The organism is Bradyrhizobium sp. NBAIM01, from assembly GCF_020194115.1.
GTDB classification, from domain to species: Bacteria; Pseudomonadota; Alphaproteobacteria; order Rhizobiales; family Xanthobacteraceae; genus Bradyrhizobium; species Bradyrhizobium yuanmingense.
In genome coordinates this window covers 711,032-735,870 of sequence record NZ_JADYVU010000003.1, presented here as the reverse complement: position 1 = coordinate 735,870, position 24,839 = coordinate 711,032, and the positions used below count along the sequence as shown (strand labels likewise).

The window sequence follows — 24,839 nt, the reverse complement described above, 5'->3', positions numbered from 1 at the left end:
CGGTCTCAACTGCCCAGGAGGTCGCTTTCCGGCGTCTTCGGCGGCCTTGCGAACCACCCGGGTTCCTGCGGACCCGCCGCCCCTTAACAGCGGCGGGATCGCCGCCTATATTGAAGACTTCCGAAACCAACGAAAGGAGGTGATCCAGTGTCTTATCTCAAGCGCTGTCACCTCGCTGGGATCGCCCGCTAAGCTTCGAGTAGGGCTTGGCATCGGGGCGCTCTCAGCCCTGGACCAGCGAGCAAGAAATCGGGCGCGACGGGGCTTCCCCGCCGCGCCTTTTTCGTCTGTCGCCGCGGCTCAGGCGGGCGGCTCGCCGGCAAGCACCTCGCGAATCTTCTGCGACAGCTCCGCCTTGCGGTATGGCTTGAACAGCAGCGCCACGCCGGGATCGAGATGTCCGTCGTGGACGATGGTGTTGTCGGTATAGCCGGAGGTGTAGAGCACCCTCACGCCCGGCCGGCGGAGCCTGACGGCTTCGGCCAATTCATGCCCGTTCATGCCGCCGGGCATGATGATGTCCGTGAACAGCAGATCGAATCGGGCACCTTGGTCGACCAGCGCCAGCGCGGACGCGCCGTCGCTCGCAGCGAGCGTGCGGTAGCCGAGGCCGCCGAGTTGCGCGATGACATAGCCCTGGACCAGCGGATCGTCCTCCACCACGAGTATCGTCTCCCGCCCGCGCGCCGTGGCGGGCGCTTGAACCGGCGCCGTCCTGGCCACCGCCTCGCCCTTTGCCCGCGGCAGGAACAGCCGCATCACGGTGCCGCGCCCCTCCTCGCTTTCGATCGCAACAGTGCCGCCGCTCTGGCGGGCAAAGCCGTAGACCATGCTCAGCCCCAGACCGGTGCCGCGGCCGACCCCCTTGGTGGTGAAGAACGGCTCGAAAACACGCTCGCGGATATCGGCCGGAATGCCGTGACCGGTGTCGCCGACTGCAACCATCACGAAGGCGCCGCGCACGCCCTCACCAGCGGTCCCCGTGCCGTCGAGCTCGCGGTTCGCGGTTTCGAGGGTGAGCTTGCCGCCGCCCGGCATCGCGTCGCGCGCATTGACGGCGAGGTTGACGATCGCGGAGGACAGCTGCGACGGATCCACCATCGCGGACCAGGCCTCGTCGGCGAGCCGCGTCTCGATCTCGATTTGCTCGCCGAGCATCGGCCTCAGCAGCTTCGCGGTCTCGACCACGAGCGCGTTGACGTCGATCTCGCGCGGCTCCAGCGGCTGGCGGCGCGCGAAGGTCAGGAGTTGCGAGGTGATCTCCGCTCCGCGCGCGGCCGCATCATCGATCAATTGCGCGATCGCGGCCAGCTCGGGCTTGTCCGCAAGCCCCTCCTGGATGATCTCGATCGTGCCGGTGATAACCGTGAGCACGTTGTTGAAATCGTGCGCCACGCCGCCGGTGAGCTGGCCGATCGCGTCCATCTTCTGGGACTGACGCAGCCGCTCCTCGATCTCGTGCTGCGCGGTGAGGTCGGTCGCGGAGCCGCGGTAGCCGAGGAAGCGTCCATCGTCGTCGAAAACCGGCTTGCCGTTGACGCTGAAATGATGCATCCGCCCGCGCGTGTCGCGTCCGCGATACTCGAATTTGCGGAACGGCTCGTGACGGTCCAGCGTCGCCAGATGCGCGCGCCATTTTTCAGACTCGGTATCCCGATCGAGCGCAGTATCGATGCGACGCGTGCCGATCCGCACTTTGGGATCCATGCCGAAGGCAATCACCCGGTCAGAGAGGTAGGTGAAGCAGTGGTCCGGCCCGGTTTCCCAGAACCAGTCGGACGCGGTCTCGGCATAGTCGCGGAAACGCTCTTCGCTCGCCCGCGCCTCCGCTTCGGCGCGCCGGCGGATGGTTAAATCGCGCTCGAGATTGGCATTGGCCTCGCGCAGCTCGCCATAGGCCTGCTGGAGGTTCGCGCACATCGCGTTGAAAGCCTCGATCACCTTGTCCAGCTCGTCGGCATCGGAGGGCGGCCGGCGCTCCAGGCGTAACGGCGGTGGGGGCCGGGTCAGGCTGTATTTGCTGACGTACTCGGCGATGGCCGCAAGCGTCTCGATGTCGGTCAGACCAGGCTTCGCCGCCGTCGGCGCGATGGCGTGGCTGCGCTTGGCGTCCTCGTCAGCTGCGTTGGCCATGCACCATGTTCCCGAAATGGCGGCTCGCTGCTGCGGTCGAGCGGTTGCAGTCTCGAGCAATCCATGGGCTGAGACGCGCCCGTCTCGTCACCCGATGCAAGCGACGTCCCGTCGGCCCGCGAGCTCGAAGTCGGCAAGTCACGTCTTCCGCCCCCGCAGCGGCACTGCTGGGCAAATTATCACTGCTCGTGCTAAAATGTCATCGGTGAAAGTCCGGTATGGCTCGCGGGACGAGCGCGCAATGATCGTTGCGACCGGGTGTGCAGGCGCCAACTTTGGCGGCTAGCCGTCGCCTGCCTGTCGCTGCTCGCCACTGACCCTGCGTTGGCGCAGGACACGATCCGGCTGGCGCGCATCGCCTGCAACCACTACCTGCATGAACGTCATCGCGATCTGGTGCCTGAGGTCGGCAAGGTCATCGCCCAGATGCAGGCGAGCGGCGAGCTGGCCTCGCTGCGCGAGGCGCTGGTCAAGCAGGTCTTGAGCGGGCAATGACGAATGCTGCGTCAGCCAGCGCGAAGCCGCTCGCGCAGCGCGACGGCGGCGATCAGCATGCCGACGCACCAGGCCACGACCGCGCGGTGCGGCTCCTCGCCGAGCAGCACCGTGACCAGAGCATGATCCGGAAAGTGTGTAGCGGTTTTCCGAAAAGATCATGCTCAAACATAACCTCTGGTCAGAAGGCACGGGACGATGGCCTTGGAGGTCCGGATCATCAGCGCGAGCAGGAACGGCATCGCCGCGATCGATATCTGCGGAACGTCCATTTCGAACGCCCGCCTCGCCGCAAGGCTTCAGAAGCCGAAGAAGTTGAACGCGCGCCGCAGTTTGCCGCGCCGGCTCTCGACGATCCGCTCACCGCCGTTCTCAGCCGAGCTGCCGTAATAGCGGTGATGGCCGGCCTGGTCGTGCAGATCGGCCGGCTCCGACTGCCCTGCCCGCCGCGCGTCGCAGATGATCTTGATGGTATGACCCGACATTGCCGCCTCCAGCAAAGAACTTGTTGTTTATGGTCCATCAGTCGCGACCAGTTCCGGCGGCGTTCACATGGGCGAGGACGCAATCGGGTTTCAGGACGGTTTCGCCGCTTGCGGGCCACGCAATATTTTGCTTCGGAAGTGTCGGCACGGGCCGCCGTGCCACGTCCTCAGGACTTGCGCAGAAACAAAAGCAGAAAAGAACGAGGTGACGATGCTGTACGCCATCCTGGCCTATCACGTGGAAGACGAGGTCCTGTCCTGGACGGCGGAGCAGGACGCCGCGGTCGTCGCCAAGGTCATCGAGGTTCAGGCGCCGCTGCGGGCCAGCGGGCAGTTTGGTCCGGCGGCCCGGCTGGATGAGACCCGCAAGGCCCGGACCTTGCGCGGCCCCGGCGCGGGAATGGTGCTGGACGGGCCGTTTGCCGAGACCAAGGAGCAGCTTCTCGGCTTCCACTTGATGCAATGCGCCACCGAGGAGGAGGCGATCGAAGCGGCGCGGAAGCTGCGCGCGGTCAATCCGACGGCGGTGTACGAGATCCGCCCGGTCAAGCTTTACGTGCCGGCCGATGGGTTCGGCGCGACATAGAAGCGCTGGATCAGTAGGCCGCCAAAGGCAAAACACCAGATGTAGGGCGCGATATGCGGCGCAAACGCCGCAACGATGGTGCCCGGGATGAACACGGCGACCGGAAACAGCGAAGCCATGATCTCGCGGCCCCAGCCGCGCAGGATGGTCCACCACAGCAAGGCATTGAGGCCGCCGATCGTGGTCAGGTGCAGGCCGTAGAGCACCGCCACCGCGCTGCTCATGGCGTAGTTGGTGTAGAGCCCATTGGTGACCGGCAGCAGCACGATCGAGAGCAGGAAGAAAAGGTTGAGGACCACCATGCCGCGGCTGCCGACGGGCTGACGTGCCAGCCGGCGGTGATGGCTGATCCAGAACACCCCGGCGATGATGAAGCTGAGCGCGAAGCCGGCAAGCTTGCCGGAATACACCCGCGCGAGATCGTTCCAGTCGGGTGCGCCACTGAACACTGCCGCCTTCGGCAGGTCGTAGGCCAGCAGCGTCATGGCGACGCCGAAAATGGTGTTGCTGAGCGACTCCAGCCGCCGCATCTCGAATTGTTCGGGCTTGAGCTCGGTCATCTCGCCATGGGGTGCTGGAACCAAAGGGCCGTCATCCCCCTAAATCCTAATTCCAGTTCCGTCCAGCCGCATTGCGATTCGCGCCGGGATCGCCGAGTCTCATCCTTTCACCGGGGCGATTCGTGGCGACATATCTGGATACGCTCAATGCGGAGCAGCGCCGCGCCGTCGAGCATGGCGTGGCCGACGGCGCAACCGTGGGCGGCCCCCTGCTCGTCATCGCCGGTGCCGGCTCCGGCAAGACCAACACGCTCGCCCACCGCGTCGCGCATCTGATCGTCGCAGGCGCCGATCCCCGCCGCATCCTGCTGATGACGTTCTCCCGCCGCGCCGCGGCGGAAATGGCCGGAAGGGTCGAGCGCATCGCGCGCAAGGTGCTGGGCGAGAACAACGCCGCAATCATGCGCGATGCGCTGACCTGGGCCGGCACCTTCCACGGCATCGGCGCGCGGCTCCTGCGCGAATATGCCGAGCGGATCGGCGTCGATCCCGCCTTCACCATCCATGACCGCGAGGATTCTGCCGACCTGATGAACCTGGTCCGGCACGAGCGCGGCCTGTCGAAGACCGAGAGCCGCTTTCCGGCCAAGGGCACCTGCCTGTCGATCTATTCCCGCTGCGTCAATGCCGAGATGGAGATCGAGAAGGTGCTCGCCCAGCATTTTCCCTGGTGCGCGGGCTGGGCCGCCGAGCTGAAGGGTCTGTTCGCCGCCTATGTCGAGGCCAAGCAGGCCCAGCACGTGCTCGATTACGACGATCTGCTGCTGTATTGGTCGCAGATGATGGGCGATGCGCTGATCGCTCAGGAGATCGGCGGCCGCTTCGACCACGTGCTGGTCGACGAATATCAGGACACCAACCGTCTGCAATCCTCGATCCTCTTGGCGCTCAAGCCCGACGGCCGCGGCCTCACCGTGGTCGGCGACGACGCGCAGTCGATCTATTCGTTTCGCGCCGCCACCGTGCGCAACATCCTGGACTTTCCGCAGAGCTTCTCGCCGCGCGCGGAGATGATCACGCTCGACCGCAATTACCGCTCGACGCAGGCGGTGCTGTCGGCGGCGAACGGCGTGATCGGCCTCGCCCGCGAGCGCTTCACCAAGAACCTCTGGACCGACCGCACCTCAGGTCAGAAGCCGCAGCTCGTCACCGTGCACGACGAGGCCGACCAGGCGCGCTACATCGTCGAGGCGGTGCTGGCGAACCGCGAGCAAGGCGCGCTGCTCAAGCACCAGGCGGTGCTGTTCCGCACCTCCTCGCATTCGGGTCCGCTGGAGATCGAGCTGACCCGCCGCAACATCCCCTTCGTCAAGTTCGGCGGCCTGAAATTCCTGGATGCCGCGCATGTCAAGGACGTGCTGGCCGTGTTGCGCTTCGCCGAGAATCCGCGCGACCGCGTCGCCGGCTTTCGCATCCTGCACCTGCTGCCGGGTATCGGGCCTGCGACCGCACAGCGCGTGCTGGACCAGATGGCGGAGAGCACCGACCCGCTTGCCGCGCTCGGCCGGCTGCCGGGGCCGGCGCGCACCGGCGAGGACTGGACCTGTTTCGTCCGCACGGTCGAAAACCTGCGCTATTCGGAATGGCCCGTCGATCTCGAACGGGTGCGGCTCTGGTACGAGCCGCATCTCGATCGCATGCACGAGGATGCCGAGACGCGCCGCGCCGATCTGATGCAGCTCGAGCAGATCGCGAGCGGCTATGCCTCTCGCGAGAAATTCCTGACCGAGCTCACGCTCGATCCGCCGGATGCGACCAGCGACAAATCAGGGCCACCCCTGCGCGACGAGGATTACCTGATCCTCTCCACCATCCACTCCGCCAAGGGCCAGGAGTGGAAATCGGTGTTCGTGCTCAACGTCGTCAACGGCTGCATGCCGTCCGATCTCGGCGCCGGCACCAGCGCCGAGATCGAGGAGGAGCGCCGCCTGCTCTATGTCGCGATGACGCGCGCCAAGGACGATCTGCATCTCGTCGTGCCGCAGCGCTTCTTCGTGCACGGTCAGGCCGCCAGGGGCGACCGCCACGTCTACGCCTCGCGCACCCGGTTCATCCCGGAGCAATTGGTCTACCTGTTCGAGCGCACCGCCTGGCCGAAGGCAGCAAGCGGTGCCGCGCGCACCGCGGCGCAGGGGCCGAAGATCGACATCGGGGCGCGGATGCGGGGGATGTGGCGGTAGACACAAGAGGCTAGTGTCGAGACCTGTCAGGATAACTGGAACAACAGAGGTCCGACATGAAAGCCGTTGTCGTCGAGCAATACGCCCCCATCGATCAGATCGAGCTGAAGGACGTACCGCCGCCGTCCATGGAGGCGGAACAGCTGCGCATCCGGGTGGAAGCTGCCGGGATTGGCTTCGTCGACGGGCTGAAGATCGAGGGACGCTACCAGACCAAGGACCCCCTGCCCTTCATTCCCGGGACGGAGTTCGCGGGGGTGGTGACGGACGCGCCCGGCGCACCGGGGGGTTACCAACCCGGCATGCGCGTGATGGGCATGACGCGATCGGGCGCACTGGCCGAAGAGATCGTCGTTAGGCCTGAAGCGGTCCATCCCCTGCCGGATGGCGTCGCAGCCGAGGTCGCCGCCTCGTTTCGCGCCAATTACCTGACGGCCCTATATGCGCTGGGCGCGCGCGCTTCGCTGGCCGCAGGCGAGCAGCTTCTCGTGCTGGGTGCCGCCGGCGGCACTGGGATTGCGGCCGTCCAGATTGGAAAGCTGCTCGGCGCTCGCGTCATCGCGGCTGCATCAACACCAGAGAAGCGCGAGTTTGCGCAGGCGCATGGCGCCGATGCGGTGATCGACTATATGCAGGCGGGCTGGCGCGACACGCTCACGGAGTTGACGGCAGGACGTGGCGCGGACGTGATCTTCGATCCCGTTGGCGGCGAAATCTCGGTGCAGGCATTTCGATCCATCGCCTGGCGCGGACGCCATCTCGTGGTCGGCTTTGCCGCCGGCGCCATTCCCGCGCTGCCGTTCAATCTGCCGCTTCTGAAAGGCGGCGCCTTACTCGGTGTCGATCTTGCGCAGATTCCAACGCGCGAGCCCGATGTGCAGAAGCGCCTGATGTCACAATTGACGGACTGGCTTGCCGATGACCAGTTGAAGCCCGTGGTCGGCCAAGTCTTCGCCTTCGAGGATTTCCGCGCGGCATTCAAGACGATGCAGACGCGCGCTGCGCTCGGCAAGATGGTGGTGCGCATCGGGCGATAAGATCCACAAACGGAAACCGAGCATTTCCGCACGTGCGCTTGTGACCGGGCTGCGGTCCCTTAGATGTGGCCGATCCTCCCACAGAGACTTGATCGATGACCCCACCGCTCGAATTCGGATTGGATACCTTTGGCGACGTCACAAGAGATGCGTCCGGCGACATGATTCCGCATGCGCAGGTGATCCGCAACGTCGTCGACGAAGCGGTGCTGTCGGACGAGCTCGGTCTCGATTTCATCGGTCTCGGCGAGCATCACCGCGCCGATTTCGCGATCTCCTCGCCTGAAACCGTGCTCGCTGCGATCGCATCGCGCACCCGGCGCATCCATCTTGGCTCGGCCGTGACGGTGCTGTCCTCGGACGATCCCATCCGCGTGTTCCAGCGCTTTGCCACGCTGGATGCGGTCTCGAACGGACGCGCCGAGGTTATCCTCGGCCGCGGCTCGTTCACCGAATCCTTCCCGCTGTTCGGCTTCGACCTGCGCAAATATGAAGAGCTGTTCGAGGAGAAGCTCGATCTGTTCGCTGCGCTCTTGTCGCAGCAGCCGGTCACCTGGCAAGGCAAGCTGCGTCCGCCGCTGAAAGATCAGCTGGTCTATCCGCCGGTCGAGAACGGCAAGCTGAAAACCTGGATCGGCGTCGGCGGCAGTCCGCAATCGGTGGTGCGCGCCGCGCATTACGATCTGCCCTTGATGCTGGCGATCATCGGCGGCGATCCAGCGCGCTTTGCGCCCTATGTCGAGCTCTATCATCGGGCCTTCAGGGAGTTCGGTCGCCCGGCCCAGCCGATCGGCGTGCATTCGCCGGGCTACGTCGCCGAGACCGACGCGCAGGCGCGCGAGGAGCTCTGGCCCGACTACAAGGCGATGCGCGACCGCATCGGCAAGGAGCGCGGCTGGCCCCCGATGGGACGCGACGAGTTCGTCCATGAGGCCGAGCACGGCTCGCTCTATGTCGGCGCGCCGGAAACGGTGGCGCGCAAGATCGCGAAGACCGCGAAGGCGCTGGGGCTTTCGCGGTTTCAGTTGAAGTATTCGGCGGGGCCATTGCCGCACGAGAAGCTGATGCGGAGCATCGAGCTCTACGGGCGGAAGGTGGTGCCGATGGTGCGGGAGATGATGGGGTAGCGGGCTTGAGAAACAGTCCCAGTCCGCCTACGCCCTGCGGGCTACGGCGCGACAGCCTTCGCTCACTTCGCGCCACGAGCACTTATGCTGGCTTGCCTAGCCGTAGCTCTCGAAGCGAGCGAAGGCTGGTGGGGGAGGCAGGACTCGAACCTGCGAAGCCATGAGGCGGCTGATTTACAGTCAGCTCCCTTTGCCACTCGGGACACTCCCCCGCTCGACGGCAGCACAATCGGGCCGGACCTTGCCGGCGGACCGAAGACGGCCATGGAACGTGAAGGCCGCGGCAACCCGTATCGGGGCGCGACCGGGCGCGTTTATGGGCGAAGCGGTGGGGCAAAGTCAACCGAGGCAAGCAGCTAAAATCGCCCTCGAAGCCACTCAAATTGCCATATTGGGGTCCCCGTGACACAAGCGAGCCCATGAAGGACAAAAAATTCGCCCCGAGGGGCCCCCGCAGGGGGGCTAAGCCCTTCAACAAACCAGGGAAATCGACCGGCCGGCCGGCTTGGCGCGAACGCGATTCGCACCCCGACGGGCCCGTCATTCTCTATGGCTGGCACACCGTCACCATGGCCCTCGCCAACCCGCAGCGGCGGATCCGCAAGCTGACGCTAACCGAGAACGCCGCGCGGCGGCTGGCGGACGAAAACATCGCGACCCGCATCGCGCCCGAGATCGTCCGTCCCCAGGAGATCGACCGCCTGCTCTCGCCCGACGCCGTGCATCAGGGCCTGCTCGCCGAGGCCGATCCCCTGCCCTCGCCGGACATCGAGACGCTCAAGCAGGAAGGCATGGTGCTGGTGCTGGACCAGATCACCGATCCGCACAATGTCGGCGCCATTCTGCGCTCTGCAGCGGCCTTCGCGGTGAAGGCGATCGTGACCACCGCGCGTCACAGCCCCGAGGCGACGGGCGTGCTCGCCAAGGCCGCCTCCGGCGCGCTGGAGCTTGTGCCTGTCGTCACGGTGCAAAATCTCGCCCGCGCCTTAACGGCGTTGAACGAGCGCGGCTTCCAGACCGTCGGTCTCGACAGCGAAGGTACCGAGGACCTCTCGAACGTCACACTGCGCGAGCCGCTCGCGCTGGTGCTCGGCGCCGAAGGCAAAGGCTTGCGGCAATTGACGCGCGAGACCTGCAGCGTCGTGGCGCGGCTCGACATGCCCGGCGAGATCAAGAGCCTCAACGTCTCGAATGCGGCCGTACTCTCGCTCTATGTCGGCGCGAGCCGGCTGGGGCTGATGAAGCGCTAGCGCTTTAGGTGCCGCGCATATCCGGACGATGCTAGACTACGCCTGTTTTGCCCGACGGATCAATCGAAGTCTCTGTTTTTCCGAAATTTGGGGTTCGAACAATGAGCTAATGAGCGATGCTCGCTCATCTCGGTCACATTGCGCTTCAAGCCCTTGATTTCACTGTTCCCGGCTACTGTGCATGGGGTTGTTTTGAAGAGAAAGCAAAACGCCCGTCCGCATCACGCGAACGGGCGCTTCGCAAATCTCAACCGATCAGAGATCAGTAATAGCGGCGCAGCACGCGGTGACCGCCATAATAGCGCGGTGCATGGCGGTGGGCGTAGCCGTAACGGTGAGCATGGCCGTAGTGAACGCGCGGCAGATAGCCGTAGCGCGGGCCGTAGCCGTAGCGATAGGGACGGAAGTACGGGCGGCGATAGGGATAAGCGGCCGGCGGCGCGACCGCAGCGGCACGATAGCCATAGCCATAGCCGTAATTGGCGGGCGCGACGACCGCGTCCTCGCGATAGGTCGGGTACGGCGCGAAGGCTCCCGGACCGGTATAGGTCGGACCCTGGTTGACGTAATAATACTGCGTGGTCGGCTCGGCGAGACGCTCATAGGCGCCGTAGCCGTAGCCATAACCATATCCGCCGCATCCGGTGTTGCAGCCGGCATAGACCGGCGCAACGGGCGCGCATGTGCTGAAGCCGCAGGCCGCGGCCGGCACGGTGGCGGCGAACATCACGGCAGTTGCCGCGACCAGTCCCGAAATCATTTGACGCATTACTCTCTCCTGTTGATTTCCGTTTTTGGTTTTCACGTTTCTCAACCCGGCGGCCTGCCGGGTATCTCTGTGCGCGGCCGCGGCCGCGGGGGCCGAGGACGGTCGTTGATCTCGGGCGCGTAGATCACCGGCGGCGGATCGACGGGCGGATCCATCTGCGCCGGCAGCGGCGCGGACGAGGCACCCCAGCTCTGGTGGTAGCTCTCGGCGGGCTTGGGCAATTTGCGGTTCGCCGGCGGCTCGACCTCGAGCCGGCCGTAGCCCGGCCGCAGGCCCAGCGTCGGATAATAATGGCCGACGTCGTCGGGCTGCCGCTCGGCGATATAGCGTCCGCCATAGATCGTGGGCTGCACCTGCTGGCCCTTGCCGAGACCCCAGGTGCCCTCGACGACGGCATAGGACGCATCGATGTTGTTGATAATGATCGGCACGCCGGGACGGCCGGGAACGACGATCTCGAAGCCGGCTGCAAACGCGGTTGCAGGCAGTCCGATCAGAAAGGCGGCGAGCGCCACGGCACGCATGAGGAGACCCCGGTTATCCGGACGCAACCTAACCGATCGCGACGCAGAGAGAGTTAAGGCCTGCTCACCAAATTCCGGTAAGCCTAACGTGCAAGGATTGCGCGCCGCTCAAATGCTGCACGGCGAGCTAGCGAAGCGTTAACGGCGCGGAACCGCGCGGCTGGAACAACGCATGCTGCTCACATCGGTTTGACGGCTCGCCTCCGAAAAATCCCAAGGTTGCATCGGAACGTCCTGCGCCGTCAGCGTTTAGCTCCTGTCCACAAAATGGGAGCGAACAACCATGACCATCAAGCTTCTCGGGGCCACGGCGATCGCAGCGACCATGCTGGCAGGCTCTGCCATGGCGCAGACCGTCGTCACCAATCAGGGCCGCTGCTCGGCGCAATTCCCGAACGCCAATTGCCAGACCTTCGGACCGGGACAGGCCACCACCGAGAGCGGCTACCGCCACCGCCGCGCGGCCTATCGCCAGACCAACCGCGACTGGAATAACGACTGGAACAGAAGCCCCACTGGCTTCTGGCCGACCGACGTTGCGGCGGGCGCTGTCGGGACGGCGGCCGGCGTCGCGGGCGCCGCGATCGGCACCGCCGGCGCGATTGCCACCGCCCCATTCCGAGGTTGGGACAATTCCTACGCCTATGACAATTCGTGGGACCGCGGCTGGGACAATCGTAGCTGGGACAGGCGCACCTATGCCCAGCGCAACGGCTTCGTCTGTACGCCCGGCACGTACTTCAAGGGCGCAGACGGCCGCCGGCAGCTCTGCCAGTAAGCCGGCTTGAGCCGAACGCGACACATCGGGCGGCCCGCGCGGCCGCCCGATTCACGTCCTGCGACGACGACCTCCCGGTTCTGGCACTTTCCGATCAAGTCTGGTATTGCGGCGCGCACGGGTAGACGGGGCCCGGCGCGAGCCGAGCTCTGCCCTGCCTCTTGAGGCATCGCCGGCTTAGCTCAGCGGTAGAGCAGCGGTTTTGTAAACCGAAGGTCGGGGGTTCAATCCCCTCAGCCGGCACCAGCTTCTGACGCGAAGCTATTCTCCGGCAGCTCATCCAGCCGCCAGAGCCCGAGGCTCTTGTCGCGCCAGCCGCCACCGCCCTCCTCGCAACGCTCGTCGATCAGTGCCTGAGGTGCCGGCCAGCCGAACGGCGCTTTCTCCATGTTGAGCGCGCGCCAGTCGCCATCCTCGCAATCGTGATTGTCGTCCCACTCCGGAAAGGTCGTGACGAGCAGGAAGCGCGCGCCGCTCATCCGAAATTGCGCGAGCGCGCGATAGATGTTCGCAAAGCTCAGATGCACCAGGCAATCCCGGCAGAGAATAACGTCGGCGTGCGGCAGCGCATCGCGCGTGATGTCAGCGACGAGAAACCGACCGGACGAACCGTCGGCTGCGACACGCCGGCGGTTTGCATCGATCAGCGACGGTACGATGTCGATGCCGGTGTAATCGATATCGAGCGCGAGCCGGCCGATCCAACCTGCATCGCCGCAGGGCGCATCGAGCAGCGAGCGCGCGCCGAGCCGTTGCAGCAATGCAGGCAGCGCCTCCTGGATCGCGGCTGTGGCGACATCCTCCGAGCCGAGGCCGGACACCGAAGTGGCCGCGCCCCAGAGGTTGGTCCGCTCGATCCGCGCGAACCGCGCGGCGAGATCCAGCCCTGAGAAATTGTCACGGTCGGCAACGAAGCGTTCGTGCGCAAGCACGGGGGGACGATCGGCGGTCATTGGGCGAGCCTTTTGCGGCACGCGCGCACTATACAACCCAGGCGAACTGTTCGAAACCGGCGCGGTGACGGCTGTCGTCACGACGGCCATGCTGTTCGTGCTTGCGCTCGGCCTTGTGCTGTCGCACTAGGCGCGATCTAAAGTCCCCCGTTTTCGCATCGAAAATCGCCGGCCCGGAACCGGCTCCGGCGCCAGCCGTTGTCAGCGCATGCGGATCCGGGAAGAAAACCGAAGCATGATTCTGCTGGCGACGGTGATGCTGTGCTGCAGCGCCGTGGCCGGGACGCTGGCGCTGTTCGAGCCGGCGCCTGTACGGACGCCCGATAAGCTGGTCGCCGATAGGGCCGTGATCGAGCCCACTCCGCGCACGCCAGCTCAGATCCCGGTTCGGGTGGTCGGCGCGCCGTTCGAGCCCAACGTCAATCCGCGCGAGCGGTAGCGCTCACCTCGACGAGGTCTTGCTTACCTCGGCGAGGCCTTGCTCACCTCGGCGAGGCCTTGGCGCCCTCCTCGGGCCGGCCGTGGACACGCGCCAATTCCTCGACAAACGCGATCACCTCCGCCCGCTTGTCGGGCGGCAGCGTCAGGAACGCGCGGATGAGCCTCAGGCCCTCCGCCTCGTTCGGTCTTTCTTTCGATGCATCCATCTGCCCAGTGTCGGGCTACCGGGAAAAATATGCAACCCTTGCAAACAGCCTTGATTCGAAGCAGCCGCTTTGCTGGAATACGCGCGGCTGAGGTGGATCATGAAATGGATCAGGGAGCGCGACGCACTGATCGCGCAGACGCTGGCTTTCGTCCAATCGGTGACCGGCAGGAAGGATGACGTCCTTCAGCCGGAGGCGCCCGCATCTGGCCCGGCCGTCGCGATGGAGATCGTCACCGTGGAGGCGGTCACCGTCGAGATCGAACCGCCGCAAGCCCCCTTTCCGCCGCGGCCCGCGCCTCTGCCGACGCGGACGAGCGGCGAATTCCGTGCCGAGATGCAGGCCCGCATCGCCAATTTCCGCAAGCACCAGGAGCGCTTCGAGCGCGAACGTGAGGAATATTGTGCGGCGACCCTGACCAAATTGCGTGCAGCCATCCGCGACGCCTCAGGTCCGCCGGCCGAATAAGGCCCGGCCAGGGCCCTACAGCCAGGACCCTACAACCACGACCAGACCAGCCAGAGATTGGCCGCGCAGGCGCCGAACAGCGCCAGCGTGAGCGGCAGGAGCATGTGCCCGCAGGATGTGTTCAGGTCGCTCGTCATGGCCGAAAACATCCGCTGATTCCGGCCGAAGAGTCCCAGGGATTCTTTTTTCCGGGATTCAGGACTCGTTAAGGACTCAAGGGCCGTCCACGACGATCACGGGCGCGTGATCGGGCGGGTGGCCGGAACCCTCCCCCCGTAAGCTCGTTAACGGGCATTCCTGGAGTCGGGATGCATGCCCTACGCCCTCTTCTGCAATGACGCCCAAATCAGCAAGTCCTATCCGAGCGAGGCCGACGTCTGGAAGCTCGCCGAGCGGAGTGGTCTCGTCGTGGACGTGACGGCGGACGACGAGCGGCCGGGACCGCGCCGGGTGCTCGACAATGATTACAAGATCGAGCCGTGCCAGGCGGCTCAAGGCGAGGACCCCGCCAAGAACAAGGCGGAGGCCGATCGGCAGTCCAGAATGGAGCTCGAGCTGAATTCCTGAGCTCCGGCACGGAGCCGGAGCGAAAGCTCAGGGGGTGGCCGCCACAAGCGAGGCTTGCTCGCCCGGCATAGTCACGCAGGCCTTGCGGCGGTGCAGCCCGCGGATGGCGCCGGTGACCTTCATGACCTTGCCCGACGGACATGAAGCGTCCTTGACGAAGGCAACTTCGTACGGTGCCAACATCAGAGGCTCGGATCTGAGGATTGTCTGTGCAGAGCACGGCAGGCAGCCGAAGAACGAGAGCACCACTGCCGACACCAAGATACGCATGTCCGTCGTCCCACCTGCCCGGTAATTGTCATATAACGCGTTCCGGAGCGCGAGTTCCGTAAACCGCAAAAATTATTTTTGCTTTACGCCAGCCCCATGACGCGCGTGAGAAGGCGCGCCAGCATCGTTTGCAAGCAAATGACGCGCCAAATGGTTCACGGAATGCAAAGAAAGCAGGCGCCGGAGGCGGCAGGCCGGCAAACGAAAGGCCGGCGGAGCCGGCCTTTGTCAGGTCTTGGATCTTCAGGTCTTGGATCTTCAGGTCTTGGATCTTCAGATCTTGGGTCGGCGCTGACCGTCAGTACCGCGAGGCGGCCGGGCCGCCCCAGCCGAAGCGATAGTTCACCCCGGCCTTGACGGTATGCTCGTCCTCCCGGCCACGAACGCCGACGATGTCAGCCGGGCCGGAGGTGAAGGTCGTGCTGCCGAAATTGTAATATTGATACTCGGCCTTGGCCGACCAGTTCGGCGCGAACATGTATTCGAGGCCGGCGCCGACCGTATAGCCGTCCTTGTTGTTGCCGGTGGTGGTGAAGGCCTGCGGCACCCCGGCGATGTTCACGCCAAGGCCGTTATTCCGCCAGGCATAACCGCCCTTGGCGTAAAGCAGCGTCGGTCCCCAGGTGTAACCGATGCGACCGGTCACCGACCCGATCTGGTCGGTGTTGGATGTCACCTGCGTGCCCAGCGGGAAGATGGCGCCATTGTTGTTGGTCGGCAGCCAGGAATACTGGGCCTCGATACCCACCACCCAGTTGGGCGCGAACTGGTAGTCGAAGCCGCCCTGCACGCCGCCCAGAAAACGCGCATCGCTCGACTGGAAGCTGTTGTCGCCGGCAAACGCGCCGCCGAGATGGCCGCCGATATAGAAACCGGTCCAGTTATAGATAACCTGCGGCGGCGTGGCCGGAGCCTTGGTGTAGGCGCGCGGCTGCATGTCGGCCGCTGCGGCCGGCGCAACCAGCGCCAGCAGAGCTGCTGCACCCAGCAAGATCGACTTCATGATCATCCCCGTTCTTTCATTACGACACTCGGGAAACAACGTGGCGTGAATTGGGTTGCTTCGCGGCAATGCCGGAACGTTGATCGTTCGTGACTGTGACGGCCTGGCAACAACACGAATTTGTTCCGTCAACTCGGCTGCGCAAGGCCGCCGCCACGATTTGTCGCAAGTCGAAACCACCTCGTTCAAAGCTCGCCGAAATGTGATCCCGCGGCTCCGGCTCCTTCTGTCTAACACCGGGCGATGAAGGCTGCCTTTGCGCTACCGCGTCATCTTTTCCAGTTCCGGAAACGGTGCGTAAACCGCACCGGCGCAGAGATCGCTGGTCTGGTCGACCACGCGGTCCGCCCGGCCGTTGACGAAGATCACGGCCCGCTCGCGCATGCCCTTGTAGCTCCCATCCGTCTCGCGCGGGGTGAAGTGCAGGCAGCTCACATAGAACTGCCGGCCGCCGACCTCGCGCTGTACCGGCTCGGCCATGGCGGCATTGCGCACGCCGACCGGATTGTTGAGATAGGCCCGCATCAACGCCACCGTGTCGTTCCGGAAATTGTCGGGAAACGGCTGCGGCCCGCCGGCCTGGGTCCCGCCCATGAAAGTCGGACGGTCACTGTCGCTGCCGAAACATGCCGCAAGCGCCAGCGGCAACGCCAGGATCACCGCACATCTCGCCAATCGCCCCACAGGCCCCGCTCTCCGCTCGAACAGATCAGGAGACGTTCTAGCCCCAAGCCGGGATGAAGGGAATTCGCTTGCAGCGCGCAAACAGCGCATCGGCCAGCCGCCGAAATCTCGGGCTTCCGCCCGAGGCGTGGCAACGGGCCAGGCCTGACGTCCGCGCGCGGCGGCGGGCAATGCCAGGGATGCCGCCGCGCGGGATCAGTCGTCAGTTGCGCTTATCAGACGTCGCGGGCTTGGTCACATCCGGCTGCGCCTTCTGCGACTCCTTGGCCGTGACCTGCTTGTCGTGATGGCGATGCTTGCTCACGCTCTTGTGCTGGTCGGTGGTGACCGCGGCATTGGCGTCCATTGCCTTCGACTTGCCATCCACCTTGGCGTCCGTCTTGACATCGGAAGCCTTCGCGTCCGTCGTCTTCACGTCCGTCTTGGCGTCGGCCTTGACGCCGGCTTCCGGTTTTGCGGCAGTGGTCGCCGCCTTGGTCTGGCTCTGGTCGGCCTTGATCACCGGCGCGGCTGTGGTGGTCTTGCCGGCCTCGGCGGCGAACGCCGGGGCTGCGATCACGGAGGTTGCGAGCAAGGCTGCAGAAATGGTCTTCAACATGGTGGTCTCCTCTTGGAAGGATCATCAGGCGGCGCCCTCTCGCCCCATCGATCGTGGGAAGGAACATAAGCGGGGTGCACTGAACCCAATCTGAAGCCCCTTGCAGGCTTCCGTTCATCTCGATGACACGTTTGTCATCCACGGCCGGGGCGAATAGATCGTGCGACGCGGGAATGTTTTTGCCCGAGAGGTGTTCCGGTCTTCGGGCAATCGTGTAGGATCGCCACGTTCCATACCGGAGAACTTAGATGCGCAAACTCTCAATGCTCGTTGTGCCGGGACTCGTCGCTATGACACTGGCGGCCGCGCCGGTGCTGTCCAGCGCGTATGCCGCCGCCGGCGACGACCCTTCGTCGCCGCCGAAATCAGACACCTCGACCAAGAAGGGCAAGAAGAAGAGCTCTTCCGTCAGCGACCCCAAATTCCTCGCGGCCTACCGCACCGCCTACGCCGCGATCTACGACAAGCACGATTACAGGGGCGCGATCGACCAGCTGAAGTCGCTCAAGCGCAACGACGTCGCGGACGTCGCCAACTTGATCGGCTACTCCTATCGCAAGCTCGGCGACTACCAGTCGTCGAAGGCCTATTATGAGCTGGCGCTGAAGGACGATCCGAACCACGTCCGCACCTGGCAATATTACGGCCTCTGGCAGCTCGAGCAGGGCAACCGCGAGCAGGCGCAATACCACCTCGACAAGATCGCCTCGCTCGCCGGCACCGGCAGCTCGGAATATCGCTCGCTGGCCGAAGCGCTCGACAAGCCGACCGGCGCGACGCTCGTCTACTGAAGGCATAGACTGGAGACATCGCATCTCCGAACGACGCAAACGGGCACAACCTTTCAGGTTGTGCCCGTTCTGCTTTCTCGGCTAGCCTTTCGCACCGACCTCCCTCGCAAACCGGTAGCGCAATGGACACGTGGCTGCGATCCGCGATCGACTACATCGGCTCCTGGATCGAATACCAGCTGACGACGATCCAGCAGCCGGGCGTCATCGTGGCTTTCGCCCATCGCGGCGAGGTCGTCGCCGAGCATGCGTTCGGCCTCGCCAATCTCGACACCGGCGAGAAGCTCACCCCGCGCCATCGCTTCCGCATCGCCTCGCACTCCAAGAGCTTCACCTCGGCCGGCATCATGAAGCTGCGCGAGCGGGGCAAGCTCCGGCTCGACGACCATGTCGGCCGATATGTCGGCGGCCTCGATCCGCGCGTCGCCGAGACCACGATCGCGCAAGTGCTATCGCACAGCGCGGGGCTGACGCGCGACGGCGCCGATTCCGGCCAGTTCATCGACAGCCGCCCCTATCTCGATGCCAAGGAGCTGCTTGCAGAATTGAAGCTGCCGACCGCGATCGACCCCGGCACACGCTTCAAATATTCCAATCACGGCTTTGGCCTGCTCGGCCTCGTGATCGAAGCTGTTGCGAAGGAGCCCTACTCCGTCTGGATCAAGCGCGAGATCATTGCGCCCGCCGGCCTGCGCGAGACGGAGCCTGACGCACCGTTTCCCAAGGGCGCAGCGTTCGCGCGCGGCCACACGCGCAGGGTGCCCTTTGGCGAGCGTTGCGTGATCCCGGGCGACAATCCCGCCCATGCAATGGCATCTGCCGCAGGCTTCGTCGCCACCGCCGCCGACACCGCCCGCTTCTTCGCGCAGCTGGCGCCCAACGCGAAGAAGAGCGTGCTGTCGGTCGCCAGCCGCCGCGAGATGACGCGAAACCATTGGCGCATCCCGCAGAGCTTCGAGGCCTATTACGGCTTGGGCGTCAATGCCGGCAAGACCGATGGCTGGGACTGGTTCGGCTATGGCGGCGGCTTCCAGGGCTATATCTCGCGGACCTGCTCCATTCCCGCTTGCGAGCTTGCAATCAGCATCCTCAGCAACTCGATCGACGGCGCGGCGCCGTTCTGGATGGACGGCGCGATGCAGATCCTGCGCGTCTTCCAGACCCGCGGCGCCCCCGACCGGCGCGTGCGCGACTGGACCGGGCGCTGGTGGACGATCTGGGGCGCGACCGATCTCGTCCCCGCCGGCAACCGCGTGCTCGTCGCCAACCCGCAGTTCAACAACCCGTTTATGGATGCCGCCGAAATCGAAGTGACCGGCCGCGACACCGGCAAGCTCGCCTGGGCTGCCGGCTATTCCAGCCACGGCGAGCCGGTGCGCCGGGTCCGTGACAAGCGCGGCAAGATCAGCGACATCTGGATTGCCGGCGCGAACGTGAAGCCAAAAAAAGTCGTCGCACGCGAGATCGCGCGCCGGTATCCGCCGCGCAAGCGCCGGCCTACTCCCGAATGAGCGCCTCGACCTCGCTTCGGAACGCCTGCCGCGATCCGTCGCGCGAATAGAACATGTGGCCGCCGGGATAGACCACGAACTTCACGCGCTGCGTCACGAAGGCCGGCAACTGGTCGAGCACCCGCCTCGTTGCGAAATAGGGCGTGGCGAGATCGAACAGGCCGTGCGTGACCAGCACGTTCAGCTTCGCATCGGTGGCGAGGATCTGGCGCAGCTCGGAGACCGATTGCGGCGGGTTGATGCCGCGGCCGAAATCCCATTGCCCTTCGACAGCACCGTTCAGGACTTCATATGAGCCGCCGGGCCGCCAGTTGAGCTTGCGCGAGAGCACGTCGACCGCGGCGCTCGTCAGCGGTGCCTGGAGCGCATCGCCGGAGGGATCGCCGAAGCGCGAGCTGCTCGAGTCCGGATAGGGATCGAAGCCGCGCACCGAGGCATCGTAGCGTCCGGTCACCTTGCCGTTCTTGCGGTCGAATTCGCGGCGGAATTCACCGACGTCGAAGCGGCCGGCGAGGCGGCGGCTCACCGCCTGGTCGATGCCGGTGAGTTCGGCGACCTTGTCGGCCAGACGCGTCGTTGCCTCCTTGTCCGCCTCGCCCCTGACGAGGTCGGTCAGGAATTCGCCGCGCGCATAAGCTTCGACGTCGGCGAGGTCGGCGCGCTTGACTGGACGTTTGGCTTCGCGCGCCACTGCCACGTAGCTCGGCAGCGTCGCGACATATTGCAGGAGGCTCGTGCCGGTGAACTCGCGGAAATCCAAGAGCGGCGAGACCAGGATCAAGCCCCTGACGCCGACGCCGTGCTGGAGCTGCAACTGGCGCAAGACCTTGGGGCCGCGAATGCCGCCATAGCTTTCGCCGGCGACGTATTTCGGCGAAGTCAGCCGCTCGTGCTTTTCGAGCCAGCGGCGGATCACGAGCGCGATCGAGTTGGCGTCGCCGTCGACGGAGTAGAACGATTTGCGGGCATCCTCGCCGCTCGCCACGAAGCGGCTGTAGCCGGTGCTGACGGGGTCGATGAAGACGAGATCGGTGAAGTCGAGCCAGGTCTCCGCGTTCGGCTTCACCTCGGGCGAGGCCGACGGCGACAGGGCCTCGCCATCGAGCGGCAACCGCCACGGCCCGGCCGCGCCGAACTGAAGCCAGGCCGAGGACGCACCGGGCCCGCCGTTGAACAGAAACGTCACCGGACGCGTGGCACGCTCGGCACCGTCGAGCTGGTAGGACGTATAGGCGATGTCGGCCAACGGCTCGCCTTTGCCATCGAACACGCGGATCGACCCCGCGGTGGCCGTGAAGTTGAGGGTCCGGCCAGGCAGATCGAGCGTCTGCTTCGTGGTCGAATCCGGCGGCAGACGGTGCGGCTCGGCCGCGGACGACGACGTCTGCGGCGCGCCTTGCGCGGCACCGCCGCGCCCACCCTTCTGTCCGGCCGGCGCGGCCGCCTCGGAGCGCGGCTGCGGCGCATCATCTGCGGGTGCAACGCCGGCGAACGCGAAAGCCGACACCGCCAACACCAGGCCCGCGCTGCGGAGCGCCGGCAAAGTCGTGACCATGATCATCCTCCGTGTCCGGCCGTGACCGCCGGGGAGTCCGAAAGGTAGCGCCAAATTACGACGGTTTGGGGAATCATTGGCGGTGCGGGCCCTGAAGCGGCCGGCCGGGTTCAAATTGCCCGGTTCTGTGCTTAAGTCCGGTTGGACCGTCCCCATTAGCTTTGGTGGGCGGTCATCCTCGACAATACGGGCCTACCTCGTATAGACGAGCCCGGCGGAACCTTCCTCGACCCAGCGGCCCTGCCGAGAAGCCATGACCAAGCCTGCGCGATACGACCGGATCGCCTTCGTCGCCAGCCCGAGCAACGAGGCGCAAGCCGCCTTTGGCCAGCTGACCAGGGACTATGGCAATTGCGATCCCGATGAGGCCGACGTGGTCGTCGCACTCGGCGGCGATGGGCTGATGCTGCAGACGCTGCACCACCATATGCGTACGGGAAAGCCGATCTACGGCATGCACCGCGGCACGGTCGGCTTCCTGATGAACGAGTACTCGACGCATGATCTGCGCCAACGGCTCGAGACGGCGCATGAATCCGAGATCAATCCGCTCTTGATGCGCGCGACCGACGTCAACGACCGCGTTCACCTGCACCACGCCATCAACGAGGTCTACTTATTCCGCCAGACCTCCCAGGCGGCGCGCTTGCGGATACTTATCGACGAGCGCGAACGCATGCCGGAGCTGATCGCCGATGGCATTATCGTCGCGACGCCGGCAGGCTCGACGGCCTATAACCTCTCCGCCCAGGGACCCATCCTCCCAATCAACGCCGCCCTGCTGGCGCTGACGCCAATCAGCGCCTTCCGGCCGCGGCGCTGGCGCGGCGCCCTCCTGCCCAATACCGCCTATGTCGTGATCGAGGTGCTGGAAGACGACAAGCGCCCCGTCGCAGCGGTCGCCGACCACGAGGAGGTGCGCAGGGTCCGGCGCGTCGAAGTGCTTTCGGACAAGAGCATCTCGATGCGGATGCTGTTCGACCCTGGCCACAGCCTGGAAGAGCGTATCCTGCGGGAGCAGTTCGGCTACTGAGTGTCCTGCCGGCCCACCCCTGGCCGCAACCCTTCGTTAACTCCCGGCACGATATGGTTAACGAAGGTTGACCCGCTTTTGGCCCGGGCGTCATGTTCCGTATCGACTTCAACAAGCTGCGCTTCCTCGTCTGCGACGACAATCCGCACATGCGCCGCATCCTGCGGACGCTGCTGCATTCGTTCGGCGCGCGCGAGGTCTATGAGGCCGAGGACGGCGCCACGGCGCTCGAAATGTACAGCCATTACGTGCCCGACATCGTCATCACCGACTGGGCCATGCCGATCTTCGACGGGCTCGAGCTCGCGCAGATGATCCGGCAGCCGGAATCCAAGGGCAATCCCTATGCACCGATCATCATGCTGACCGGACATTCGGAGAAACGTCGCGTCACGGTCGCGCGCGATGCCGGCGTCACCGAATTTCTGGCCAAGCCGATCTCGGCCAAGGGGCTCTATCAGCGCATCCTCAACGTCGTCGCCAATCCCCGCCCCTTCATCAAGACCAAGACCTATTTCGGCCCCGACCGGCGCCGCAACACCAACTCCGCCTATATGGGCCCGGAGCGCCGCGTCGGCGAAAAGCACGAGGTGCTGCAGCAGCCCTCGCTGCTCGACAAGGCCCGCTCCACCATCTAGCGCAACCGCTTCAGACGAGGCAGGCATCATGGCGAAGAACAGCGCAAAGGACATCGAGGTCAAGGCCTTCGCCACGCACCAAGTCATCACGCAGCCCAATCCGCTGCGCAAGGTCCTGCGCCGCGTCGAAGAAAAAGACCTGGATGACCCGGTCGGCCGCGCCGAGCAGGCGCTCGCGCGCCTCTCCGGCGAGTTCAAGGACTGGATGGTGATCGAGGTCCAGCGACTGTCCGCCGCCTGGACCGCCGTGCAGAAGGACGGCTTCACGAAGAAACTGCGCGACGAGCTGTTTCACGCCGCGCATGACATCAAGGGCGATGCGGCGACGTTCGGCTTTCCTTCAGCCGCAGGCATCGCCGAAAGCCTGTGCCGCGTCATCGAGCACGCGCCTGACCTGGAAAAGGTGCCGGCCGAGCTGTTCACGCACCACATCAACGCCATTCTCGCCATAGTGCACGAGAACACCAGGCTGGACAGGATCAGCGTCTCGGCCGAGCTCAGCCGCCGCCTGCGCAAGGTCGCCGATGATTATCTTGCCTACGTCAACCGCGACCGCCCCGAGCATCTCGAGGTGATCCTGGCGCCGAGCATCGCGCCGGCGGAATAAGGCCGAACTCTCTCCTCTCGTCATTGCGAGCGCAGCGAAGCAATCCAGACTGTCCCCGTGGAGGGATTCTGGATTGCTTCGCTGCGCTCGCAATGACGGAGCCTGTCTCTTCCGGCCCGCCTTGTCGCGAGCTTCGAACTACGCCGCAATCAGATCGTCATAGACCGGATCGACCACATCATCCGCGACAATCTCGTCGCAGAACAGCCGTGCCTCTTCGCGCGCGGACTCGGTCGCGAAGCGTCGCAGCAGGACCATGAGTGGCTCGGTGGCGCCGCGATCGGATTCGCAATGGGTGAGCACGCGTTCGACCATGCGCCGGCGCAGCCGCACCGCGCCGTCGTCGCTGTCGACGAAGCCCTGCTCGTGGCAGGCATCGAGCGCGACCTGGAACGCCGCAAATGTCGCCTCCGGGAGCCCGGCGCGACGGAGCAGCGCGTGCACGCTGTTGCCGCCGCGCTCGTGCAGCAGCGCCGAGACGCGCGCGAGCGGCAGATCGGCGAGCTCGGCGAGTGCCGCATCGAACAAGCCCAGATTGCCGGACAGTAGTGCGCGCAGGATCAGGCCCGCGGTCAGCTGGCCGGTGACGCGCAAATGCCGGACCAGGCCCTGCATGTCATCGCCGCGCGAGCGCGCCGCGATGTTCATGGTGGAGCGATCGCGCGCCTCGATGGTGATGCGGTCCGCGCGCTCGGCGCTCAGCCAGTTCCGCGCCACGACGAATTGCGCCAGCGTCTCGGAGAGCTTTGCCACCAGCGCAGCACGCGTTGCGGCCGGCAGATCCTCCAGCACCAGCATCGCCTCGCGGATCGCGGCGAGATGACCGTGACGCTCGACGATCCGGTCCCAGGAGAACGGGGCGAGCTCGGCATGGGGATTCTCGATCAACTCCAGCGCGGCAGCCGCGCAGCCGACTTCGGCGATCGCGGCGCACACCGACACCGGCAATGCGATGCGGCGGGCGACTGCGCATTGCACCTCCTCGCCGCCGGTCGCGACGATGTCGACGAGATCGGCGTCGATCAAGAGCGGGGAATGTTCGAGCACCGGCAGTGCGACTGTCGGCTGATCGGCCGACAGCGCCCGCACGATTGAGGCCGGCGCGTCGAGGCTGCGGGCAAAGGCTTCGGCCATCGCCTGCCGGACCAGCGGCGAGGCATCGTCGAGCAGCATCAGAAGCGCGCCTTCGGCGGCGCTGCGATCGTCTGCAGAAAGGTCCGAGATCAGCCAGGCCCGGGCAAGCGCCCGTGTTGCCTCGGCCCGCTCGCCTGCGGGCGCCGTCCTGATCCAATGAATGAACTGCCGAACAATCATGCTGCTTCCGGCTTACACAACAAACGAAAAACGATGACGCTCGTCACCTGCAACACAAAATAAACCACGACGCTTAACAAAGCGTTCACCATAACTGGCTGGTTTTGTTGATGATTTGTTAAGGGAACAAAGCCGCCACGCGCGGCACACGCGACGAGCTCTCGCTGATCCTCCGTCATTGCGAGCGCAGCGAAGCAATACAGGACTGTATCCGCGGAGAGATTCTGGATTGCTTCGCTGCGCTCGCAATGACGGTGTTGACGCAGCTGCGCACAC

At 65.2% G+C, this 24,839-nt stretch carries 26 protein-coding genes, 2 tRNA genes and 3 pseudogenes; 16 read left to right on the top strand and 15 right to left on the bottom strand.

Annotated features, from left to right (window positions below; translation table 11 throughout):
- Positions 1-300: 300 nt before the first annotated feature.
- Positions 301-2,046 (bottom strand): annotated as a pseudogene (locus I6F31_RS14370) (ATP-binding protein); the annotation flags it as partial.
- Positions 2,047-2,499: 453 nt separating this feature from the next.
- Between I6F31_RS14370 and I6F31_RS14365 the strand changes: the two are divergent.
- A pseudogene (locus I6F31_RS14365) lies at positions 2,500-2,628 on the top strand (ABC transporter substrate-binding protein); the annotation flags it as partial.
- Between the two features lie 11 nt (positions 2,629-2,639).
- On the opposite strand, the pseudogene I6F31_RS14360 reads toward I6F31_RS14365, so the two are convergent.
- Positions 2,640-2,900: pseudogene (locus I6F31_RS14360) on the bottom strand (hypothetical protein).
- 27 nt (positions 2,901-2,927) lie between these two features.
- The gene (locus I6F31_RS14355; protein WP_036010865.1) at positions 2,928-3,113 is read right to left on the bottom strand and encodes a hypothetical protein; all 186 of its coding nucleotides are present in this window, start codon (positions 3,111-3,113) and stop codon (positions 2,928-2,930) included.
- Between the two features lie 211 nt (positions 3,114-3,324).
- On the opposite strand from I6F31_RS14355, the gene I6F31_RS14350 reads away from it, so the two are divergent.
- Positions 3,325-3,699: a YciI family protein gene (locus I6F31_RS14350; RefSeq protein ID WP_036010863.1), complete on the top strand. Its 375-nt coding sequence runs from the start codon at positions 3,325-3,327 to the stop codon at positions 3,697-3,699.
- On the opposite strand, the gene I6F31_RS14345 is transcribed toward I6F31_RS14350, so the two are convergent.
- Positions 3,666-4,259: a TMEM175 family protein gene (locus I6F31_RS14345; protein WP_036010860.1), complete on the bottom strand. Its 594-nt coding sequence runs from the start codon at positions 4,257-4,259 to the stop codon at positions 3,666-3,668. The genes I6F31_RS14350 and I6F31_RS14345 overlap by 34 nt on opposite strands.
- A 122-nt stretch (positions 4,260-4,381) precedes the next feature.
- Between I6F31_RS14345 and I6F31_RS14340 the strand changes: the two genes are divergently transcribed.
- From I6F31_RS14340 to I6F31_RS14330, 3 genes are all read left to right on the top strand, one after another.
- Positions 4,382-6,439, top strand: a complete 2,058-nt coding sequence (locus I6F31_RS14340) for an ATP-dependent helicase (protein WP_036010858.1) — start codon at positions 4,382-4,384, stop codon at positions 6,437-6,439.
- A gap of 56 nt (positions 6,440-6,495) precedes the next feature.
- Positions 6,496-7,476, top strand: a complete 981-nt coding sequence (locus tag I6F31_RS14335) for an NADPH:quinone oxidoreductase family protein (RefSeq protein WP_225185576.1) — start codon at positions 6,496-6,498, stop codon at positions 7,474-7,476.
- A gap of 95 nt (positions 7,477-7,571) precedes the next feature.
- Positions 7,572-8,603, top strand: a complete 1,032-nt coding sequence (locus I6F31_RS14330) for an LLM class flavin-dependent oxidoreductase (protein WP_036010854.1) — start codon at positions 7,572-7,574, stop codon at positions 8,601-8,603.
- A 126-nt stretch (positions 8,604-8,729) separates the two neighbouring features.
- Here I6F31_RS14330 and I6F31_RS14325 read toward each other — a convergent pair.
- Positions 8,730-8,815: transfer RNA gene (locus I6F31_RS14325), tRNA-Tyr, on the bottom strand.
- Positions 8,816-9,022: 207 nt separating this feature from the next.
- Here I6F31_RS14325 and rlmB point away from each other — a divergent pair.
- Positions 9,023-9,853, top strand: a complete 831-nt coding sequence (gene rlmB / locus I6F31_RS14320; RefSeq protein WP_036010853.1) for a 23S rRNA (guanosine(2251)-2'-O)-methyltransferase RlmB — start codon at positions 9,023-9,025, stop codon at positions 9,851-9,853.
- A gap of 262 nt (positions 9,854-10,115) precedes the next feature.
- Here the strand turns inward: rlmB and I6F31_RS14315 are convergent, their stop codons facing one another.
- Together I6F31_RS14315 and I6F31_RS14310 are read right to left on the bottom strand one after the other, a co-directional pair.
- Entirely contained in the window at positions 10,116-10,622 is a 507-nt protein-coding gene (locus I6F31_RS14315) for a hypothetical protein (protein WP_109143326.1), read from the bottom strand.
- Positions 10,623-10,663: 41 nt separating this feature from the next.
- Positions 10,664-11,146 carry a hypothetical protein gene (locus tag I6F31_RS14310; RefSeq protein WP_036010846.1) on the bottom strand — a complete coding sequence of 161 codons (483 nt, stop codon included), beginning with the start codon at positions 11,144-11,146 and terminating at the stop codon, positions 10,664-10,666.
- A 283-nt stretch (positions 11,147-11,429) separates the two neighbouring features.
- On the opposite strand from I6F31_RS14310, the gene I6F31_RS14305 reads away from it, so the two are divergent.
- Positions 11,430-11,924, top strand: coding sequence for a hypothetical protein (locus tag I6F31_RS14305; RefSeq protein WP_057029593.1), 495 nt, complete (start codon positions 11,430-11,432; stop codon positions 11,922-11,924).
- 171 nt (positions 11,925-12,095) lie between these two features.
- Positions 12,096-12,170: transfer RNA gene (locus I6F31_RS14300), tRNA-Thr, on the top strand.
- Here I6F31_RS14300 and I6F31_RS14295 read toward each other — a convergent pair.
- Positions 12,158-12,877 carry a class I SAM-dependent methyltransferase gene (locus I6F31_RS14295; protein WP_225185575.1) on the bottom strand — a complete coding sequence of 240 codons (720 nt, stop codon included), beginning with the start codon at positions 12,875-12,877 and terminating at the stop codon, positions 12,158-12,160. The genes I6F31_RS14300 and I6F31_RS14295 overlap by 13 nt on opposite strands.
- A gap of 235 nt (positions 12,878-13,112) precedes the next feature.
- On the opposite strand from I6F31_RS14295, the gene I6F31_RS14290 reads away from it, so the two are divergent.
- On the top strand, positions 13,113-13,316 hold the full coding sequence (locus I6F31_RS14290; RefSeq protein ID WP_225185574.1) for a hypothetical protein: 204 nt from the start codon (positions 13,113-13,115) through the stop codon (positions 13,314-13,316).
- A gap of 43 nt (positions 13,317-13,359) precedes the next feature.
- Here the strand turns inward: I6F31_RS14290 and I6F31_RS14285 are convergent, their stop codons facing one another.
- A complete protein-coding gene (locus I6F31_RS14285; RefSeq protein ID WP_167361680.1) occupies positions 13,360-13,524 on the bottom strand; it encodes a hypothetical protein in 165 nt (54 codons plus the stop codon).
- Positions 13,525-13,623: 99 nt separating this feature from the next.
- Between I6F31_RS14285 and I6F31_RS14280 the strand changes: the two genes are divergently transcribed.
- A complete protein-coding gene (locus tag I6F31_RS14280) occupies positions 13,624-13,992 on the top strand; it encodes a hypothetical protein (protein ID WP_036010583.1) in 369 nt (122 codons plus the stop codon).
- A gap of 312 nt (positions 13,993-14,304) precedes the next feature.
- Complete coding sequence (locus tag I6F31_RS14275; RefSeq protein WP_036010552.1) at positions 14,305-14,559, top strand: hypothetical protein; 255 nt, start codon at positions 14,305-14,307, stop codon at positions 14,557-14,559.
- A 27-nt stretch (positions 14,560-14,586) separates the two neighbouring features.
- Here the strand turns inward: I6F31_RS14275 and I6F31_RS14270 are convergent, their stop codons facing one another.
- The 4 genes from I6F31_RS14270 to I6F31_RS14255 form a co-directional block, all read right to left on the bottom strand.
- On the bottom strand, positions 14,587-14,829 hold the full coding sequence (locus I6F31_RS14270; RefSeq protein WP_036010549.1) for a DUF6719 family protein: 243 nt from the start codon (positions 14,827-14,829) through the stop codon (positions 14,587-14,589).
- Positions 14,830-15,127: 298 nt separating this feature from the next.
- Positions 15,128-15,832 carry an outer membrane protein gene (locus I6F31_RS14265; protein WP_225132631.1) on the bottom strand — a complete coding sequence of 235 codons (705 nt, stop codon included), beginning with the start codon at positions 15,830-15,832 and terminating at the stop codon, positions 15,128-15,130.
- A gap of 261 nt (positions 15,833-16,093) precedes the next feature.
- The gene (locus I6F31_RS14260; protein WP_036010577.1) at positions 16,094-16,489 is read right to left on the bottom strand and encodes a hypothetical protein; all 396 of its coding nucleotides are present in this window, start codon (positions 16,487-16,489) and stop codon (positions 16,094-16,096) included.
- A gap of 229 nt (positions 16,490-16,718) precedes the next feature.
- A complete protein-coding gene (locus I6F31_RS14255) occupies positions 16,719-17,114 on the bottom strand; it encodes a hypothetical protein (protein WP_225142735.1) in 396 nt (131 codons plus the stop codon).
- A gap of 248 nt (positions 17,115-17,362) precedes the next feature.
- Here I6F31_RS14255 and I6F31_RS14250 point away from each other — a divergent pair, with 248 nt between their 5' ends.
- Together I6F31_RS14250 and I6F31_RS14245 are read left to right on the top strand one after the other, a co-directional pair.
- The gene (locus tag I6F31_RS14250; RefSeq protein WP_036010542.1) at positions 17,363-17,905 is read left to right on the top strand and encodes a tetratricopeptide repeat protein; all 543 of its coding nucleotides are present in this window, start codon (positions 17,363-17,365) and stop codon (positions 17,903-17,905) included.
- A 122-nt stretch (positions 17,906-18,027) separates the two neighbouring features.
- Positions 18,028-19,416, top strand: coding sequence for a serine hydrolase domain-containing protein (locus I6F31_RS14245; RefSeq protein ID WP_225185573.1), 1,389 nt, complete (start codon positions 18,028-18,030; stop codon positions 19,414-19,416).
- On the opposite strand, the gene I6F31_RS14240 is transcribed toward I6F31_RS14245, so the two are convergent.
- A complete protein-coding gene (locus I6F31_RS14240) occupies positions 19,403-20,971 on the bottom strand; it encodes a peptidase S10 (RefSeq protein ID WP_225185572.1) in 1,569 nt (522 codons plus the stop codon). The genes I6F31_RS14245 and I6F31_RS14240 overlap by 14 nt on opposite strands.
- Before the next feature lie 253 nt (positions 20,972-21,224).
- Here I6F31_RS14240 and I6F31_RS14235 point away from each other — a divergent pair, with 253 nt between their 5' ends.
- The 3 genes from I6F31_RS14235 to I6F31_RS14225 all read left to right on the top strand — a co-directional run bounded on the left by I6F31_RS14235 (position 21,225) and on the right by I6F31_RS14225 (position 23,249).
- Positions 21,225-22,004, top strand: coding sequence for an NAD kinase (locus tag I6F31_RS14235; protein ID WP_036010536.1), 780 nt, complete (start codon positions 21,225-21,227; stop codon positions 22,002-22,004).
- Positions 22,005-22,096: 92 nt separating this feature from the next.
- Positions 22,097-22,642, top strand: a complete 546-nt coding sequence (locus I6F31_RS14230) for a response regulator (protein ID WP_011088265.1) — start codon at positions 22,097-22,099, stop codon at positions 22,640-22,642.
- 28 nt (positions 22,643-22,670) lie between these two features.
- Positions 22,671-23,249 (top strand): Hpt domain-containing protein, encoded by a 579-nt coding sequence (locus I6F31_RS14225; RefSeq protein WP_225185571.1) that lies wholly within the window; start codon positions 22,671-22,673, stop codon positions 23,247-23,249.
- 138 nt (positions 23,250-23,387) lie between these two features.
- Here the strand turns inward: I6F31_RS14225 and I6F31_RS14220 are convergent, their stop codons facing one another.
- Complete coding sequence (locus I6F31_RS14220) at positions 23,388-24,563, bottom strand: DUF2336 domain-containing protein (protein ID WP_225185570.1); 1,176 nt, start codon at positions 24,561-24,563, stop codon at positions 23,388-23,390.
- Positions 24,564-24,839 lie beyond the last annotated feature (276 nt).

Coding starts and splice junctions, on each gene's coding strand:
- I6F31_RS14355 (WP_036010865.1), bottom strand. CDS start 3,113: ATGTCGGGTCATACCATCAAGATCATCTGCGACGCGCGGCGGGCAGGG.
- I6F31_RS14345 (WP_036010860.1), bottom strand. CDS start 4,259: ATGACCGAGCTCAAGCCCGAACAATTCGAGATGCGGCGGCTGGAGTCG.
- I6F31_RS14285 (WP_167361680.1), bottom strand. CDS start 13,524: ATGGATGCATCGAAAGAAAGACCGAACGAGGCGGAGGGCCTGAGGCTC.
- I6F31_RS14305 (WP_057029593.1), top strand. CDS start 11,430: ATGACCATCAAGCTTCTCGGGGCCACGGCGATCGCAGCGACCATGCTG.
- I6F31_RS14235 (WP_036010536.1), top strand. CDS start 21,225: ATGACCAAGCCTGCGCGATACGACCGGATCGCCTTCGTCGCCAGCCCG.
- I6F31_RS14270 (WP_036010549.1), bottom strand. CDS start 14,829: ATGCGTATCTTGGTGTCGGCAGTGGTGCTCTCGTTCTTCGGCTGCCTG.
- I6F31_RS14310 (WP_036010846.1), bottom strand. CDS start 11,146: ATGCGTGCCGTGGCGCTCGCCGCCTTTCTGATCGGACTGCCTGCAACC.
- I6F31_RS14245 (WP_225185573.1), top strand. CDS start 18,028: ATGGACACGTGGCTGCGATCCGCGATCGACTACATCGGCTCCTGGATC.
- I6F31_RS14220 (WP_225185570.1), bottom strand. CDS start 24,563: ATGATTGTTCGGCAGTTCATTCATTGGATCAGGACGGCGCCCGCAGGC.
- I6F31_RS14250 (WP_036010542.1), top strand. CDS start 17,363: ATGCGCAAACTCTCAATGCTCGTTGTGCCGGGACTCGTCGCTATGACA.
- I6F31_RS14350 (WP_036010863.1), top strand. CDS start 3,325: ATGCTGTACGCCATCCTGGCCTATCACGTGGAAGACGAGGTCCTGTCC.
- I6F31_RS14315 (WP_109143326.1), bottom strand. CDS start 10,622: ATGCGTCAAATGATTTCGGGACTGGTCGCGGCAACTGCCGTGATGTTC.
- I6F31_RS14335 (WP_225185576.1), top strand. CDS start 6,496: ATGAAAGCCGTTGTCGTCGAGCAATACGCCCCCATCGATCAGATCGAG.
- I6F31_RS14265 (WP_225132631.1), bottom strand. CDS start 15,832: ATGAAGTCGATCTTGCTGGGTGCAGCAGCTCTGCTGGCGCTGGTTGCG.
- I6F31_RS14240 (WP_225185572.1), bottom strand. CDS start 20,971: ATGGTCACGACTTTGCCGGCGCTCCGCAGCGCGGGCCTGGTGTTGGCG.
- I6F31_RS14290 (WP_225185574.1), top strand. CDS start 13,113: ATGATTCTGCTGGCGACGGTGATGCTGTGCTGCAGCGCCGTGGCCGGG.
- I6F31_RS14225 (WP_225185571.1), top strand. CDS start 22,671: ATGGCGAAGAACAGCGCAAAGGACATCGAGGTCAAGGCCTTCGCCACG.
- I6F31_RS14330 (WP_036010854.1), top strand. CDS start 7,572: ATGACCCCACCGCTCGAATTCGGATTGGATACCTTTGGCGACGTCACA.
- I6F31_RS14280 (WP_036010583.1), top strand. CDS start 13,624: ATGAAATGGATCAGGGAGCGCGACGCACTGATCGCGCAGACGCTGGCT.
- I6F31_RS14230 (WP_011088265.1), top strand. CDS start 22,097: ATGTTCCGTATCGACTTCAACAAGCTGCGCTTCCTCGTCTGCGACGAC.
- rlmB (WP_036010853.1), top strand. CDS start 9,023: ATGAAGGACAAAAAATTCGCCCCGAGGGGCCCCCGCAGGGGGGCTAAG.
- I6F31_RS14255 (WP_225142735.1), bottom strand. CDS start 17,114: ATGTTGAAGACCATTTCTGCAGCCTTGCTCGCAACCTCCGTGATCGCA.
- I6F31_RS14295 (WP_225185575.1), bottom strand. CDS start 12,877: ATGACCGCCGATCGTCCCCCCGTGCTTGCGCACGAACGCTTCGTTGCC.
- I6F31_RS14275 (WP_036010552.1), top strand. CDS start 14,305: ATGCCCTACGCCCTCTTCTGCAATGACGCCCAAATCAGCAAGTCCTAT.